Source organism: Paenibacillus sp. BAC0078 (assembly GCF_054483875.1).
Window position 1 is genome coordinate 131,731 of record NZ_JBTLRW010000011.1, and the last position, 16,234, is coordinate 147,964.

The following is a 16,234-nucleotide window of genomic DNA, read 5'->3' on the forward strand; positions in this document are numbered from 1 at the left end:
AATAGAGAAGCAGCGGTGGTATAGTCGAGTTGTGAGCAGGACTCACGTTCATCTGATGACGAAGGGAATGTTTAGTCAATGGAAGGTAAAGTTAAATGGTTTAACGCAGAAAAAGGTTATGGTTTCATCGAAACTGCCGATGGTGGCGACGTATTCGTACACTTCTCCGCGATTCAAACTGACGGTTTCAAGACTTTGGATGAAGGCCAATCCGTAGAGTTCGACATCGTTGAAGGTGCACGCGGACCACAAGCAGCTAACGTCATCAAATTATAATCATCCGGCGCAGCCGACCTACATATATGGTAGATGGTTAGCAATTGAGACAACGCTAGCGCGGACTTTGGGATCTTCCCAAAGTCCTTTTTTTGTTGTGTGAGCATTGTTGAAGGTCCGGTAAGAGGAGGTAACCTGCTCTTGCCGGCCCATTATGTATACTTTGTGGACAGGGGTAACACCTTTTGTTAGCTAAATGTAAAGGCTGTCATGATTTGTTTTTTACTTAGCCCTGACAATTTGCTATAATGAACGTGTAAACAAAGGAGGAGTGCCCATGCAATTCAGCATTCGAGGTCAACAAATTGAAGTGACCGACGCTTTGAGAGATTATGTTGATAAGAAGCTCAGCAGACTTGAGAAGTATTTCGATGCACCCCCTACCTCAGAAGGATATGTAACGCTTGGCGTTGTTCGCGGCCTTCATACGGTGGAAGTTACAATCCCGCTGGCCGGTGTGACGCTTCGTGCGGAAGACCGCAGTGATGATATGTATGCATCCATTGATGCTGTAGTGGACAAGCTGGAACGCCAGATCCGCAAGCACAAGACCAAACTGAATCGTAAGTTCCGCCAGGAAGGAAGCTTGAAGACGCTCTTTGTGGAAGGAGTGCCTAGCAGCGTTGCTGTGGAGGAACAGGATTACGATGATTTGGAGGTTGTGCGGAACAAGCGCTTCACCTTGAAGCCTATGGATGTGGAAGAAGCGATCCTGCAAATGAACATGGTTGGACACAATTTCTTCGTGTTCTCCAACATTGACACTTCTGAAGTAAGCGTTGTTTACAAACGCAATGACGGCAAATATGGTCTGATCGAACAAGACTAGGTCTGGTACACCAGGCTAGGTCAGGAATGTGGGGACAATTTGCTTCAGTGTGACGTAGAAAATTAACCGAGCCCCTATTCGCTTGATGCGAATAGGGCTCTTGTACGTATATAAATGTGTAAATAATGTGCAAATAACGAAACAAGCGCTATCGTATCTTTTTTAGAAGGAAATTTGTAAAATAAGGTTGCTGCTGCTTGTGTTGCGGCTTCTCTTACAAACTGTTACAATTTATGAAGCAGCGGAATCGAAATCATATATGGCCCTTTCAATAAATAGTGAGGATGGGCTCGATTCCACCATCTGTGTTGCATGAAAGGGGTTAACCATGCTAGGACTTGTAAAAAAAATATTCGGAGATACCAACGAACGGGACGTCAAACGTCTCATGAAGACGGTCGAAGTAATTAATGGATTGGAGCCGGATTTCGTGTCGCTTTCGGACGAAGAGCTGAAGGCTAAGACCGTAGAGTTCCGTGCCCGCATTGAGAAGGGCGAGACCTTGGAAGAGATTCTTCCCGAGGCATTTGCAACCGTACGCGAAGCTTCCAAACGGACGCTGGGCATGCGGCATTTTGACGTTCAATTGGTTGGAGGCATGGCACTGCATGAAGGCCGGATCGCCGAGATGAAGACAGGTGAAGGGAAGACGCTGGTAGGTACTCTGCCGGTCTACCTGAACGCACTCCTTGGCAAAGGCGTGCATGTCGTAACGGTCAATGACTACCTGGCTCAGCGCGACAGTGCGCAAATGGGACAAATCTATAATTTTCTGGGCATGACGGTTGGGGTGAACCTGAACGGCATGGACCATGCTGATAAACAAGAAGCTTATGGTTGCGATATTACGTATGGCACGAACAACGAATTTGGTTTTGACTATCTGCGCGACAACATGGTGCTCTACAAGGAGCAGATGGTACAGCGTCCGCTCTATTTCTGTATTATTGATGAAGTGGACTCTATTCTGATTGATGAAGCGCGGACTCCTCTCATTATTTCCGGGCAAGCTGAGAAATCGACAGAGATGTATTATGCAGCAGACCGTTTCGTGAAGAAACTGACTGCTGAAGAGGACTACACAGTTGATATTAAAGTGAAATCCGTTGCTCTGACCGAAAAGGGTGTGGCTACGGCTGAACGCGCTTTTGGAATTGAGAACCTGTATGATCACAGCCATGTAACCCTGAATCATCATATCGTACAAGCGCTCAAGGCTAATGTAATTATGCGCCGTGACGTAGACTATGTAGTGAATGAGGACGAGGTTGTTATTGTCGATGAATTCACAGGCCGTCTGATGGCAGGACGCCGTTACAGTGACGGATTGCACCAGGCTATTGAAGCTAAGGAAGAAATTCAGGTGCAGAATGAAAGCATGACGCTTGCTACAATCACATTCCAGAACTACTTCCGTATGTATCGTAAGCTGGGTGGTATGACCGGTACGGCGAAAACGGAAGAAGAAGAGTTCAAGAAAATCTATGGCTTGGAAGTACTGCAGGTGCCAACCAATAAGCCTAACCAGCGTGAGGATATGCCGGACGTTGTGTACAAAAGCGAAAACGGCAAGTTTAACGCGGTTGTAGCGGAAATTGTGGAACGCCACAAGAAGAACCAGCCTGTCCTGGTAGGTACCGTATCTATCGAGAATTCTGAACGCGTATCTGAAATGCTGAAACGTAAAGGTGTCAAACACCAGGTTCTGAATGCCAAGCACCATGCGGCAGAAGCAGAAATTATCTCCCATGCCGGTCAACCGGGCACAGTAACCATTGCAACGAACATGGCTGGCCGCGGTACGGATATTGTGCTGGGTGAAGGTGTGACGGATCTTGGCGGTCTGCATATCATTGGTACAGAACGTCATGAATCGCGCCGGATTGATAACCAGTTGCGCGGACGCGCGGGACGTCAAGGTGATCCGGGTTCTACTCAGTTCTATCTGTCGCTCGGCGATGAGCTGATGAAGCGTTTTGGTGCGGACAACGTGCTGAATATGATGGACCGTCTTGGTTTTGAAGAGGATCAGCCTATTGAGAGCCGGATGATTACCCGTGCCGTTGAATCGGCCCAAAAACGCGTCGAAGGCAACAACTTCGATATCCGTAAGGTTGTATTGCAATATGATGACGTAATGAATCAGCAGCGTGAGATTATCTACAAACAGCGCCGCGAGATTCTGGAGTCTGACAATATCAAAGACATTGTAGTTGAAATGATCAAGCCGGTTATTGACCGTATCGTTCATGCTCACTGCAGTGATGACATTCCTGAAAACTGGGAGCTGCAAGAGGTTGCTGATTATGTGAACAGCAAGCTTTTGGAGGAAGGCCAGTTGACCCGCGATGATCTGTGGGGCAAGGAAGTTGAGGAGATTATCGAATTCATCTTTGACCGTGTGCTGGAGAAATATGCAGCCCGTGAAGAACGCCTTGGCTCTGAGCTGGTGCGGGAATTCGAAAAGGTAATCGTGCTTCGCTCCGTAGACAGCAAATGGATGGATCATATTGACGCGATGGATCAGCTTCGCCAAGGGATTCACCTGCGCGCTTACGGCGGTACCGATCCGCTTCGCGAATATCAATTTGAAGGTTTTGAAATGTTCAATGAGATGACTGCTACCATTCAGGAAGAAGTCGCGACCTATATTATGAAGGCTCATATCGAGACCAATCAGGAACGGCAATCCGTGGTGGAAGAAGATAAAATCTCCACAAACGGTGAGCCTGCCGAGAAACGTCCGGTGCATGTCGAAGCGACCGTTGGTCGCAACGACCCTTGCCCTTGCGGCAGCGGCAAAAAGTACAAGAACTGCCACGGCCAGAACGCTTAAGGCCAGCGGAAGTTTGGTTTTAGGCTTCGGCCTTATATTTTCAGTAAACCAGTGAGCAGACATTAAACTGCAATAGCTGTTTACAGCACTGTACTTCATGTCTTGTTCAACAGTTCAAGGGTTATAATGACAATAAAAAGCGGCTGGGCCCGGGGTACTCCCCGTTTGCGGCCCGGCCGCTTTTTTGGGCTTTGGGAGCTTGGAGAATAATGGCGAGGACAGAAGCTATTGTTCTTGAAAAACAGAATATGGTGGAAGTAACGGAGGGGAAGTTTGGAACTGGAGGAGCGAACGCGTCCGCCTTTATGATTGAATTTCTACCGCGATCAGCAGTTTAAATCAGGAAATTCAATCATAACAGCGGCCGGAAGTCCAAACATTCCCCGCAGTTACGGCCTACACCGAATTCGGTGGTTTGGAAGAACTTGCTTCCGATAGCGGCGGTAATAACCAAAGTCATCAATGTTCAAATATGCCGGCCCGGCCGCAATAATTTTATTTTGAAAGGTGAAGTGACCACAAATGATTGACGCTAATGTTAAGCAGGACCTGCGTGAAATAGGCAAGAAACTAACTGACCTTAGGGGGTCTCTTTGACTTAGATCTTAAGCAAGAGATGATCGCCAACTTTGAAGAGAAGATGTCCGCGCCTGGATTCTGGGATGACCCGGAGAAGGCTCAAGGCGTAATTGCTGAAATGAACGCAGTGAAATCCTCAGTGGATCAGTACGAGAAGCTGCAGGGGGAATATGATGATGCGGCGATGATGGCGGAGCTGGCGGATGAAGAGGGCGATGCTGAGCTTGCGGCAGAGGTTGCCGGAACAATCCGCAGTGTGGCTGGCAAGGTCGATGAATTCCAGCTCCAGCTGCTGCTTAACCAGCCGTATGACAAGCTCAATGCCATTCTGGAGCTGCATCCCGGCGCGGGCGGAACAGAATCCCAGGACTGGGGCCAAATGCTGCTGCGCATGTATACCCGCTGGGCTGAGAAGCGCGGATTTAAGGTTGAGGTGCTGGATTATTTGCCGGGTGACGAAGCGGGAATTAAAAGTGTTACTTTGCTGATCAAGGGGTTCAATGTATATGGCTACCTGAAAGCCGAAAAAGGGGTACACCGGCTGGTGCGCATTTCCCCGTTCGACGCTTCGGGCAGACGGCATACCTCCTTCGTATCCTGCGATGTTATGCCGGAGATTGCCGATGACGTTGAGGTCGATATCCGCACGGAGGACCTGAAGATTGACACGTACCGGGCGAGCGGCGCGGGCGGGCAGCATATCAATACGACAGACTCCGCGATACGGATCACGCACATCCCAACCGGGGTGGTGGTGACCTGCCAGAACGAGCGCTCTCAGATTAAGAACCGGGAACAGGCAATGAAGATGTTGCGTTCCAAGCTGTATGAGCGTAAGCTGCAGGAGCAGCAGCAGCATCTCGATGAGATTCGCGGCGAGCAATCGGATATTGCGTGGGGCAGCCAAATCCGGTCCTATGTATTCCATCCCTATAGTATGGTAAAGGATCACCGTACTTCCGTGGAAACAGGGAACGTAGGTGCTGTTATGGACGGCGATCTGGACACCTTTATCGACGGATATTTGCGCAGCCAGATTAAGACAGAAGCTGAATAAGGGTATATTGATAATTCCTACGCGTCTTCGGAGGTGTAGGGATTTTTTTGAGTATAGATGAAAGTATATTATGTAGATGAAGTATAGAATAAGGAGAATCACATGCAAAAAATCAATTCACGCAACAAACCGCCGCTTATTCCACTGAACGGGCCGGTGCGCCATACGGTGGATATTGTGCTGATTCTCGTTGGCTCGCTGATTACGGGGCTGGCGTTCAATCTGTTTTTCCTGCCCAACCGGATTGCATCTGGAGGGGTATCTGGCTTGTCCGTACTCGCGGAAGCCTGGCTGGGGGCTGAACCGGCGTTCACGCAATGGGCGCTGAATATTCCGCTGTTCATCCTTGGAGTTATTTTCCTCGGTAAACAGTATGGACTTCGCTCGTTGCTGGGGAGCTTTGTGCTGCCGCTGTTTATCTTTTTGACGAAGGACGGGCCGGTGCCGACTACGAATCCTTTGCTTGCCTCCATTTATGGCGGGATTGGCGTAGGGCTGGGACTTGGGCTGGTGTTCCGTGGGCGGGGATCGACAGGCGGTCTGACGATTGCGGCGCAGATTATCCAGAAATTCACCGGCTTCAGCTTCTCGCTCTCTGTCGTACTGCTGGACGGTACAGTGATTACGCTGGCTGCTTTTGTGCTGGGGATGGAACAGGCCATGTATGCGCTGATAGGTCTGTTCGTGACAGGCCGGGTGATCAACGCGTTGGAGGTAGGTTTCAGTATAACCAAGGTGGCGTATATCATCTCCGACCAGACGGATGACATCACACAGGCGATTCTGACTGATCTGGATCGTGGGCTGACCAAGCTGAACGCGCAAGGCGGGTACACTGGCGACAATCGCACCGTACTTATGGTGGTTGTGGGTCAGAATGAGATTACCCGGCTAAAAGCGATTGTTCGTTCCGTAGATCCGGGGGCGTTCGTTATTATAACCGAGGCACATGAAGTGCTGGGCGAAGGATTCAAAAGAGAGGTGCAGTCTCCTTAGGGGGCTGTGCTTTTTTTTTGTAGATAAACTTAACGTCACGTGTTGTATTTATATTAATTCGGTCGTATAATAATACATATTTCCAAGGACGGTATTCATTTTATCCATGATAAGCAGGAAGTGGGGATGACAGTGACAGGCAAGCTGAGAGCAGCAATTGTTGGATCAACGGGTTATGGGGGCGTGGAGCTGATCAGGCTTTTGCAGAGCCACCCTGATATAGAGATTACTTCAGTGATTTCTTCTTCAAGCGCAGGCGCGCCTATTGAGGAAGGGTTTCCGCATTTAACAGGCATTGTGCAGCGCAATCTGGATGGAGTGGACGCGGCGGAGATCGCCGGCAGGGCGGATGTGGTCTTTACGGCGACGCCGTCCGGGGTAAGCGCCAAGCTGGTGCCGCTGCTGCTAGAGGCAGGACTGAAGGTTGTTGATCTATCCGGTGACTTCCGGCTGAAGGACGGTGCGGAGTATGAACAGTGGTATAAGCATCCGGCTGCGCCCGAGGCGTATCTGCAGCAGGCTGTATACGGGTTATGCGAGGTGTTCGGAGAACGTGCGGCTGGCGTGGATTTCATCTCTAATCCGGGCTGTTATTCGACGGCTAGCCTTCTAGGCCTGATTCCGGCACTGCAGGCTGGCTGGATCAAGCATGACAGTATCATTATTGACGCGAAATCAGGGGTGTCCGGGGCAGGCCGGGGAACGAGTCTGATGGTTCATTTTTCCGAGATTAATGAGAATTTCAAAGCCTATAAGGTTAACAAACATCAGCACATCCCGGAAATTGAACAGACGCTTACGGAGATTGCCGGAGAGAAGGTCACAGTTACATTCACCACACATCTGGTGCCGATGACCCGGGGGATTATGAGCACGATGTATGCCGGGATGAACGATAAATACAGCGAGCAGGATTTGGTGGAATTATATCGTAAGTATTATGCAGGACGTCCATATGTGCGGGTTCGTGATGCGGGTGTGCTTCCGGCGACCAAAGAGGTCAGCGGCTCCAATTATTGCGATATCGGCTTTGCCACAGATGCCCGTACAGGTCGGGTAACCATTGTATCCGTTATAGACAATATTGTTAAAGGTGCAGCAGGTCAAGCGATTCAGAACCTGAATTTGATGATGGGATGGGAGGAAACCCGTGGCCTTGGCTACACGCCTGTGTATCCGTAAGGTTCAGCGGTCAATCATACAATGACTCAGAAGCAGGTTTTTACCGTCGTGGACGGCGGAAGTGTTACTGCCCCTAAGGGTTTCAAGGCTGGAGGGCTGCACTGCGGCCTCAAAAAAACCGAACGCAACGACCTTGCGGCTATCCTCTGCGAGGTGCCGGCAACGGCTGCGGCGGTGTATACAACGAATGTATTCCAGGCTGCGCCGCTGAAGGTGACGCGGGAGAGTCTGGCGAACGGCACACTGCAGGCGGTTATCGTGAACAGCGGGAACGCCAATGCTTGTACGGGTGAGCAGGGGGAAGCGGATGCTTATGAGATGCGCGCTGCCGCTGCCCGCCATTTGGGCGTAAATGAGCAGGACGTTGCAGTTGCTTCCACGGGCGTAATTGGAGAACTGCTGAAGATGGACCGTGTGCGCAGCGGTATTGCCGGATTGCCGGAGAAGCTGGACGGGGGAGCCGCAGGGGCGGAGGAGTTCAGCCAGGCGATCCTCACAACGGATTTGGTCAAAAAAGAATGCTGCGTCAAAGTGACGGTCGGCGGAGTGGAAGTTACGATTGCCGGAGCGGCCAAAGGGTCAGGGATGATTCATCCCAATATGGCGACGATGCTGGGCTTCATGACTACGGACGCTGTGATCGACGGAGAGGATCTGCTTAGTCTGCTGCGTGCTGCGACCAATACGACTTTTAATATGATTACGGTAGATGGAGATACAAGCACGAATGATATGCTGGTCACGATGGCGAGCGGGCTTGCAGGGAATGAGAAGCTGACGCGGCTGCATGCGGATTGGGAGGCTTTTGCTGCGGCGTTTACACATGTCTGCAAGAGTCTAGCGATGGCGATTGCCCGGGACGGTGAAGGAGCGACCAAGCTGATTGAAGTACAGATAAGCGGTGCGGTGCACGACGAGGCGGCAGGGGCGATTGCTAAAACGGTGGTCGGTTCCAGTCTCGTGAAATCGGCGATTTTCGGCGCGGATGCCAACTGGGGCAGAGTGATTGCTGCCGTGGGACGCGCTGGTGTGCCGGTATCGCCGGAGCAGGTGGATATTTCGCTTGGTGAGATTGCGGTGCTAAAGCAGTCGCGGCCGGTAGCTTTTGACGAAGAGAAGGCTCTGCATTATTTGCAAAAAAGCGATACCGTGCTGATTACGGTAACTCTGGCTGACGGTGACGGCAAGGCAACAGCCTGGGGCTGTGACCTGACTTATGATTATGTGCGCATTAATGCCGCCTACCGCACCTGATTTGCGGCTCGTATAAAGCCAGGGGAGGATACTGATACAATGACTTTGAAAAATACAGAGAATCACAGGGTGGGCGGCTTGTTCGTGATGAAATGTGGCGGCAGTACGCTGGCTGCCCTTCCGGATTCGTTCTTTGAGGATCTGCGGGAGTTGCAGCTAAGCGGCGTTCAGCCCGTTATTGTTCATGGCGGCGGACCGGCGATCTCCGGCAATCTGGAGCGGCTGGGCATCGAGAGCAGCTTCGTGAACGGCCTCAGGGTGACGACCGAGGAAGTGCTGGATGTCGTGGAGATGACGCTGGCGGGAAGCATTAACAAGGCGATTGTCCGAAGAATTCAGGGCAGCGGCGGACAGGCGCTCGGTTTATCCGGTGTGGATGGACGGCTGATTACCGCCCGGCTGGTTGCGAACAGCGACGAGGTAGGGCTGGTTGGCGAAGTGACTGAGGTTAATGCAGAGGTTGTAAAAGGTGTGCTGGCGATGGGCTATATTCCCGTAATTGCGCCGATTGGTGTAGATGCCGGAGGCCAGCGTTACAATATTAATGCGGATACGGCGGCGGGTGCGGTTGCTTCTTTTATTGAATCGCCCTCAATGATTGTCGTGACGGATGTGCCTGGTATAATGCGAACGATAGATGGCCGCAAAACGGTGCTTCCGTCAGTGACGGTAGCGCAGATTGAGGACTTAATCGCGAGCGGCGAGATCTACGGCGGGATGATTCCGAAAGTACGCGCCGCAATGGACTGCATCCAGGGCAGCGTGTCGGAAGTGGTTATTGTTGACGGCAAGGAGCCGCAGGTGCTCAGCCGGGTGCTGCAGGGTGAAGAACTGGGAACACGGATTATTCGTTCATTATAAAATAACAAGCGCTGACGGGAATACCGGAAGCAGCATGGTGGGAGAGTGACTAAGAATGAGTGAGCTTACGCAAGCGGAAAAAGATTCTTTGACAGGGGCGCCGCAGGATCGTTCAGTAGAGACGAAGGTTCAGGAGGCTGCTCCTGCCAAGCTGAGTGCGGTATTCCCGTCCTACGCGAGATACGATATAAGTCTCGTTAAGGGCAAGGGCAGCTGGGTATGGGATGATCAGGGCAACAAGTATCTTGATTTCATGTGCGGACTCGCCGTAACGAGTCTGGGACACGCTCCCGAGAAGGTTGGCGCGAAGCTGAAGGAACAGATTGATACCCTGTGGCATGTCTCGAACCTGTTCCACATTCCGGGGCAGGACCGGGTGGCGGCGCTGCTTACAGCTAACAGTTGTGCGGATCAGGTGTTTTTCTGCAACAGCGGGGCTGAAGCGAATGAAGCGGCCATCAAGCTAGCGCGCCGTTACCACCAGAAGGTGAAGGGGACGGGACGTTATGAAGTGATCACGTTCGAGCAGTCCTTTCATGGACGGACAATCGCGACACTGACAGCTACCGGGCAGCAAAAGGTAAAAGAAGGCTTCCTGCCGCTCCCGGCAGGCTTCAAAACCGTGCCGCTGCATGATCTTCCGGCGCTGAAGGCCGCGATTTCCGAGAATACCGCAGCGATTATGCTGGAAATGGTTCTGGCTGAGGGCGGCGTGCTGGAGGTGCAGCAGGAGTTCCTCGATGCGGTTGTAGCGCTGTGCAAGGAGCATGGGCTTCTTCTGATCGTGGACGAGGTGCAGACCGGCATGGGGCGCACAGGCAAGCTATTCGCGCACCAGCACTACGGCATCGAGCCGGATATCTTTACTTTGGCCAAAGGCGTGGCCAGCGGGTTCCCTGCCGGTGTGATGCTGGGCAAAGGCTATCTGCGGGAAGCGTTCAGCCCGGGCGCGCATGCAAGCACTTTTGGCGGAACGCCGCTGGCAGCAGCAGTAATGGAAGCAACGATTGAAACGATGCTGGAAGATAATCTGGCGCAGCGTGCCGCCGATATGGGCGAGTACCTCAAGGGGCTGCTGGGCGACAAGCTGGCGGATACGTCTTTTGTGAAGGAAATTCGCGGCAAAGGCCTGCTTATCGGTATCGAATGCGCGGCTCCGGTAGCGGACATTGTGTTGGCCGGACAGCAGCGCGGACTGCTATTTGTACAGGCCGGACCGAATGTGATTCGGCTGCTGCCTAACTTTTATGTAACTAAAGAGGAGATCCACCAGGCGGTGGACATCCTTTCGGAACTCATTCATACTTATGCTAACAATGGAAAGTGGGAGGCAGGTTCATGAGCCAGGGAATACAGCAGGATACGCAAAAACTCGCACAGCAGCTTAAAGGCCGTGATTTGCTGGAGCTGAACGACTACAGTCCGGAGGAAATCACCTATTTGATTGATTTGGCTATTGAACTGAAGCGCAAGCAGAAGAGCGGTGAGGTCTACCAGCCGCTGAAGGGCAAGACCATTGGACTGATTTTTGAGAAATCCTCGACCCGCACGCGCGTATCGTTCGAAGTGGGCATGTATCAGCTTGGGGGCCATGCGCTTTTCCTGAGCAAAAATGACATCCAGCTCGGACGCGGTGAAACGGTTGGCGATACAGCGCAGGTAATGTCGCGTTATCTGGACGGTATTATGATCCGTACCTTCGGCCATGATAAAGTAGAGGACCTGGCCCGTTACGCTTCGGTTCCCGTAATCAACGGGCTGAGCGATCTGGCGCATCCGTGCCAGGTGCTGGCCGATTACCAGACAGTATACGAGCACAAGGGTAAGCTGAAAGGCCTGAAGCTGGCCTATATCGGCGACGGCAACAACATGGCGCATTCCCTGCTGATCGGCGGAGCTAAACTGGGTGTGAATGTCTCAGTCGCCGGACCTGAGGGCTATGAGCCGGATGCTGCTGTTGTGGCGGAGGCGCGTGAGATCGCCAAGGAGACCGGAGCGGTTATCGTGATCACCCGCAGCCCGCAGGAAGCCGTACAGGATGCCGATGTGATCTACACGGATGTCTGGGCGAGCATGGGCTTCGAGGCCGAGCAGTTAGCGCGTGAGGCTGCATTTAAGGACTATCAGGTCAACGAAGAACTGGTTAAAGGCGCGAAGAGCGACTACCTGTTCCTGCACTGCCTGCCGGCCCACCGTGAGGAAGAGGTCAGCACCGGCGTGATCGACGGCCCGAACTCGGTCATTTTCGACCAGGCCGAGAACCGTCTGCATGCGCAGAAGGCGCTGATGGCCGCTTTGATGGGCTAAGCTGCATTCACGTTTGAAGTTAAGAATTTAGAGGAAGTCAGGATCGAGCTTGCAATGCAATGATTTTGCTTGGTCTTAATCTATATACAATACTATATAGGATGAACTTAGTATTGAGCGTTAGAATCTGGTGCGGAGCAACGGAGTGAAAGTTTGGAACTGTAGGAGCGTCAGCGTCCGCCTTTGTCTCCAGATGTTATCCGCTTAGCGGTATAATTCAAAAACATCTGGAGACAACAGCGGCCGGAAGTCCAAACATTTCACGCAGTTGCGCCCGGGCACCGGATTCCTATAAGCAATCTTTAGAATTTCATCCTATACCCCCCACACGAAAGGAAGTTCACACCCCCATGCCAAAAGAAAAAATCGTGCTCGCCTATTCCGGCGGGCTGGATACGTCGGTCATTTTGAAATGGCTGAAAGAAACCTATGACGCGGAGATTATTGCTTTTACAGCCGATATCGGCCAGAAGGAAGAATTGGACGGCCTGGAGGAAAAAGCGCTCGCAACCGGCGCGTCGAAGGTCTACATTGATGACCTGCGCGACGAGTTCGCAAGTGACTTCATCTACCCGATGTTCCAATCGGGCGCTTTGTATGAGGGGCAATACCTGCTCGGCACAAGCATTGCCCGCCCGCTGATTGCGAAGCGTATGGTGGATATCGCCATCGCCGAAGGGGCTACAGCCATCGCCCACGGTGCAACCGGCAAGGGCAACGACCAGGTGCGCTTCGAGCTGAACGCGGCGGCCTTGTCGCCAAGCATCAAGGTGATTGCACCTTGGCGGCTGGAAGAGTTCCGCAGCCAGTTTCCTGGCCGTGCGGAAATGATCGCCTACGCCGAAGCGAACGGCATTCCGGTCCAGGCCTCGGCAGCCAAGCCGTATTCCATGGACCGCAACCTGCTGCACATCAGCTATGAGAGCGGCGTACTGGAAGATCCTTGGTTCGATCCAAGCGCACCGGAGAACAAAGGTATGTTCCTCCTCAGCAATGCGCCGGAGGATGCCCCGGATCAGCCGGAATACCTGGAGCTGGAATTCCTCAAGGGCGACTGTGTGGCGCTTAACGGAGAGTCGTTATCTCCGCTGCAGGTCATGGAGAAGCTGAATGAACTCGGCGGCAAGCATGGCATTGGACGCGTCGATATGGTGGAGAACCGTTTTGTCGGCATGAAGAGCCGCGGTGTATATGAAACTCCGGGAGGAACGATTTTGTTCACAGCCCACCGCAAAATGGAGTCCATCACGATGGACCGTGAAGTAATGAACCTGCGCGATAGCCTGATCACCCGTTACAGCACATTGGTCTACAACGGCTTCTGGTTCGCGCCTGAACGCCTTGCACTGCAGGCACTGGTGAAGGAAAGCCAGAAGAACGTTACAGGAACCGTACGCGTCAAGCTGTATAAGGGCAACATCATCGGAGCTGGCGTGAAGTCTCCGGTCAGCTTGTACAACCCGGATATTGCAACAATGGAAGCAGACCCTACACAAGCTTATGACCAAGGAGATGCAACAGGCTTTATCCGTCTGAACGCTCTGCGTCTGAAGGTTTCGGCGGGTGTAGCAGAATCCAACAAATAACCAGCCCTAGTGAAGGCCGTTCCTCCCGTCAGGACAGGAGCGGCCCTTCTAATGTCGGGCAGAGGAGGATATAACAGGTGAGCAAGCTTTGGGGCGGACGTTTTACCAAAGGAACGAACAAGCTGGTAGAGGAGTATACAGCCTCTATCGGATTCGATAAAGCCTTAGCCGAAGAGGATGTGCAGGGCAGTCTGGCCCATGTCACTATGCTGGGCAAATGCGGCATCCTGCCACAAGAGGATGTAGAGACAATCAAGAACGGACTGAACAAGGTGCTGGACAAGGTGCGTTCGGGTGAAATTGTATTTTCCGTGGCGGACGAAGATATTCACATGAATATCGAAAAGAACCTGATCGAGGAAATTGGTCCTGTTGGCGGCAAGCTGCACACCGGACGCAGCCGTAACGACCAGGTGGCTACGGATATGCACCTCTATCTGCGGAACCGCGTGGTTGAGCTGGTGGCTCTGCTGCATGAGCTGCAGGAAGCGCTGATTGGACAAGCGAAAGACAATGTGGAGACGATTGTTCCGGGCTATACGCATCTGCAGCGTGCTCAGCCGATTCTGTTCGCCCACCATCTGCTGGCCTATGTGTCCATGTTCCGCCGCGATGCGGAGCGCCTCACAGACAGCTACAAGCGGATCAACGTGCTGCCGCTGGGTGCGGGGGCGCTTGCGGGAACCACCTTCCCGATTGACCGCCATTTTGTAGCGGAGCAGCTTGGGTTTGGCAGCGTGTATGAGAACAGTCTGGACGCCGTCAGCGATCGTGATTTCATCGTTGAATTCCTGGCGAACGCTGCGCTGGTCATGACCCATCTGTCCCGGCTCAGCGAAGAGCTGGTGCTGTGGAGCAGCACCGAGTTCAGCTTCGTGGAGCTGGACGATGCCTTCTGTACAGGCAGCAGCATTATGCCGCAGAAGAAGAACCCGGATGTGCCGGAGCTGGTGCGCGGCAAGACAGGCCGTGTCTACGGCAACCTGATCGGCCTGCTGACTGTGCTGAAGTCGTTGCCGCTGGCCTACAACAAGGATATGCAGGAAGACAAGGAAGGCATGTTTGACACTGTAGCCACTTTAACCGGAGCGCTGCAGCTATTCGCACCGATGATCTCCACGATGAAGGTGAACAAAGGCCGGATGCGCGAAGCCGTCAATACGGACTTCTCTAACGCAACCGACATTGCCGACTTCCTGGTAGGCAAAGGTCTGCCGTTCCGCCAGGCGCATGAGGTGATCGGCAAAACGGTATTGTACTGCATCAATGAAGGTAAATTCCTGCTCGATCTGACACTGGAGGAGTTCAAGGAGTTCTCCCCGCTGTTCGATGAGCAGATCTATGCCGTCCTGCAGCCGGAGGCTGTGGTGAACGCCCGCAACGTATACGGCGGCACAGCTACCGTGCAGGTGAAAGCAGCGATTGTACGTGCTGAAGCCGCACTGCAAGTGACCAGTGAGTGGGTAGCACAGCACGTGACTACAACAGATTAAGAGGCCGACAGGACAAACTGGCCAGTGAAATCAACAAAGACTGTCTTTCCGCCGCATTTGGTTGCGGTGGAGGACAGTCTTTTTTTATAGCAAAATAGGTCTTACCCTCACTTACCCAGCGGCAGCCAAGCCAGCACATCCTGGATTTTGGTGTCCCAATAGCCCCATTCGTGTTCTCCCGGACCTTCCTCATAGGTTAGAAACAGCGAAGTTTTGGCGCAGGCCTTGCGGAACGTCTGGTTGTCCGCATACAGGAAATCCTCCGTGCCACAGCATTGATAGAGAAGCGGTTTGGGGCCACTCAAGCGATCCGCCTCTTGCAGCAGCCACAGCAGATCATCTGGAGTGTTTTCGATATCCTTTTTGCCAAAAATCCGTTCATACTCTGGGGCTTTCTTGGTGGGATCTTCCATGTTCATGAAATGATGTGCCATGTCGAGCGCCCCGGAAAGACTCGCCGCAGCAGCAAATGTGTCGGGCTTGCGCAGTCCCAGCTTAATCGCTCCGTAGCCGCCCATCGACAGACCGGCCACAAAGGTATCCTCGCGCTCCGGTGACAGCGGGAAGAAGGAACGGGCGAGCGCCGGCAGCTCTTCGCTGATGAAGGTCCAGTACCGGCCTCCTTCTGCCATATCCGTGTAGAAGCTCCGGTGCACCTGCGGCATCACCACGGCAATCCCCATCTGAGCCACATAACGTTCAATGGAGGTCCGGCGCAGCCAGATCGAATCATCATCAGACAGGCCGTGCAGCAAATACAGTGTCGGGTGGAGCTTCCCGCGTGCCACATTGCTCATGCCAATTTGCGTTGTCGTCTGCTGGGGTAAAATAACTGTCATCGAGGTGCTCAGACCCAGCACTTCCGAATAAAATTTACATTCTATCAAAGCCATTTTCCATATCCCCTTTCTATTTCAGCCGTAATGATAGCATAGTACAAAATGGATATGAATTGTAGAAGTCTCTAGAATTATTATG

General features: G+C 52.6%; 13 protein-coding genes. 12 read left to right on the forward strand and 1 reads right to left on the reverse strand.

Annotated elements, in window-relative coordinates; genetic code table 11:
• The first annotated feature begins 78 nt into the window (after positions 1-78).
• The 12 genes from ACX1DY_RS20440 (at position 79) to argH (ending at position 15,256) form a co-directional block, all read left to right on the forward strand.
• Positions 79-276: a cold shock domain-containing protein gene (locus ACX1DY_RS20440; RefSeq protein WP_019915069.1), complete on the forward strand. Its 198-nt coding sequence runs from the start codon at positions 79-81 to the stop codon at positions 274-276.
• 277 nt (positions 277-553) lie between these two features.
• Complete coding sequence (hpf, locus tag ACX1DY_RS20445; protein ID WP_458966037.1) at positions 554-1,105, forward strand: ribosome hibernation-promoting factor, HPF/YfiA family; 552 nt, start codon at positions 554-556, stop codon at positions 1,103-1,105.
• 328 nt (positions 1,106-1,433) lie between these two features.
• On the forward strand, positions 1,434-3,941 hold the full coding sequence (gene secA, locus ACX1DY_RS20450; RefSeq protein ID WP_458966038.1) for a preprotein translocase subunit SecA: 2,508 nt from the start codon (positions 1,434-1,436) through the stop codon (positions 3,939-3,941).
• A gap of 522 nt (positions 3,942-4,463) precedes the next feature.
• A protein-coding gene (gene prfB, locus ACX1DY_RS20455; protein ID WP_458966039.1) for a peptide chain release factor 2 occupies positions 4,464-5,577 on the forward strand; the annotation gives its coding sequence in 2 pieces (ribosomal slippage) (positions 4,464-4,535 and positions 4,537-5,577; 1,113 coding nt in all).
• Between the two features lie 102 nt (positions 5,578-5,679).
• The gene (locus tag ACX1DY_RS20460) at positions 5,680-6,573 is read left to right on the forward strand and encodes a YitT family protein (RefSeq protein ID WP_458966040.1); all 894 of its coding nucleotides are present in this window, start codon (positions 5,680-5,682) and stop codon (positions 6,571-6,573) included.
• A gap of 126 nt (positions 6,574-6,699) precedes the next feature.
• A complete protein-coding gene (argC, locus tag ACX1DY_RS20465) occupies positions 6,700-7,755 on the forward strand; it encodes an N-acetyl-gamma-glutamyl-phosphate reductase (protein ID WP_458966041.1) in 1,056 nt (351 codons plus the stop codon).
• A gap of 21 nt (positions 7,756-7,776) precedes the next feature.
• Entirely contained in the window at positions 7,777-9,009 is a 1,233-nt protein-coding gene (argJ, locus tag ACX1DY_RS20470; RefSeq protein WP_458966042.1) for a bifunctional ornithine acetyltransferase/N-acetylglutamate synthase, read from the forward strand.
• Positions 9,010-9,048: 39 nt separating this feature from the next.
• The gene (gene argB / locus ACX1DY_RS20475; protein ID WP_458966043.1) at positions 9,049-9,870 is read left to right on the forward strand and encodes an acetylglutamate kinase; all 822 of its coding nucleotides are present in this window, start codon (positions 9,049-9,051) and stop codon (positions 9,868-9,870) included.
• A 55-nt stretch (positions 9,871-9,925) separates the two neighbouring features.
• On the forward strand, positions 9,926-11,212 hold the full coding sequence (locus tag ACX1DY_RS20480; protein WP_458966044.1) for an aspartate aminotransferase family protein: 1,287 nt from the start codon (positions 9,926-9,928) through the stop codon (positions 11,210-11,212).
• Positions 11,209-12,177, forward strand: a complete 969-nt coding sequence (gene argF, locus ACX1DY_RS20485) for an ornithine carbamoyltransferase (protein ID WP_458966045.1) — start codon at positions 11,209-11,211, stop codon at positions 12,175-12,177. Before ACX1DY_RS20480 ends, argF begins: the two co-directional genes overlap by 4 nt.
• A gap of 350 nt (positions 12,178-12,527) precedes the next feature.
• Positions 12,528-13,763: an argininosuccinate synthase gene (locus tag ACX1DY_RS20490; protein ID WP_458966046.1), complete on the forward strand. Its 1,236-nt coding sequence runs from the start codon at positions 12,528-12,530 to the stop codon at positions 13,761-13,763.
• Between the two features lie 77 nt (positions 13,764-13,840).
• Entirely contained in the window at positions 13,841-15,256 is a 1,416-nt protein-coding gene (gene argH, locus ACX1DY_RS20495) for an argininosuccinate lyase (RefSeq protein WP_458966047.1), read from the forward strand.
• A gap of 107 nt (positions 15,257-15,363) precedes the next feature.
• On the opposite strand, the gene ACX1DY_RS20500 is transcribed toward argH, so the two are convergent.
• Positions 15,364-16,149: an alpha/beta hydrolase gene (locus tag ACX1DY_RS20500; RefSeq protein WP_458966048.1), complete on the reverse strand. Its 786-nt coding sequence runs from the start codon at positions 16,147-16,149 to the stop codon at positions 15,364-15,366.
• Positions 16,150-16,234: the final 85 nt, after the last annotated feature.

Excerpts from the sequence above, each read along its gene's own strand:
- ACX1DY_RS20440 (WP_019915069.1), top strand. The coding sequence starts at position 79 with ATGGAAGGTAAAGTTAAATGGTTTAACGCAGAAAAAGGTTATGGTTTC.
- hpf (WP_458966037.1), top strand. The coding sequence starts at position 554 with ATGCAATTCAGCATTCGAGGTCAACAAATTGAAGTGACCGACGCTTTG.
- secA (WP_458966038.1), top strand. The coding sequence starts at position 1,434 with ATGCTAGGACTTGTAAAAAAAATATTCGGAGATACCAACGAACGGGAC.
- ACX1DY_RS20460 (WP_458966040.1), top strand. The coding sequence starts at position 5,680 with ATGCAAAAAATCAATTCACGCAACAAACCGCCGCTTATTCCACTGAAC.
- argC (WP_458966041.1), top strand. The coding sequence starts at position 6,700 with ATGACAGTGACAGGCAAGCTGAGAGCAGCAATTGTTGGATCAACGGGT.
- argJ (WP_458966042.1), top strand. The coding sequence starts at position 7,777 with ATGACTCAGAAGCAGGTTTTTACCGTCGTGGACGGCGGAAGTGTTACT.
- argB (WP_458966043.1), top strand. The coding sequence starts at position 9,049 with ATGACTTTGAAAAATACAGAGAATCACAGGGTGGGCGGCTTGTTCGTG.
- ACX1DY_RS20480 (WP_458966044.1), top strand. The coding sequence starts at position 9,926 with ATGAGTGAGCTTACGCAAGCGGAAAAAGATTCTTTGACAGGGGCGCCG.
- argF (WP_458966045.1), top strand. The coding sequence starts at position 11,209 with ATGAGCCAGGGAATACAGCAGGATACGCAAAAACTCGCACAGCAGCTT.
- ACX1DY_RS20490 (WP_458966046.1), top strand. The coding sequence starts at position 12,528 with ATGCCAAAAGAAAAAATCGTGCTCGCCTATTCCGGCGGGCTGGATACG.
- ACX1DY_RS20500 (WP_458966048.1), bottom strand. The coding sequence starts at position 16,149 with ATGGCTTTGATAGAATGTAAATTTTATTCGGAAGTGCTGGGTCTGAGC.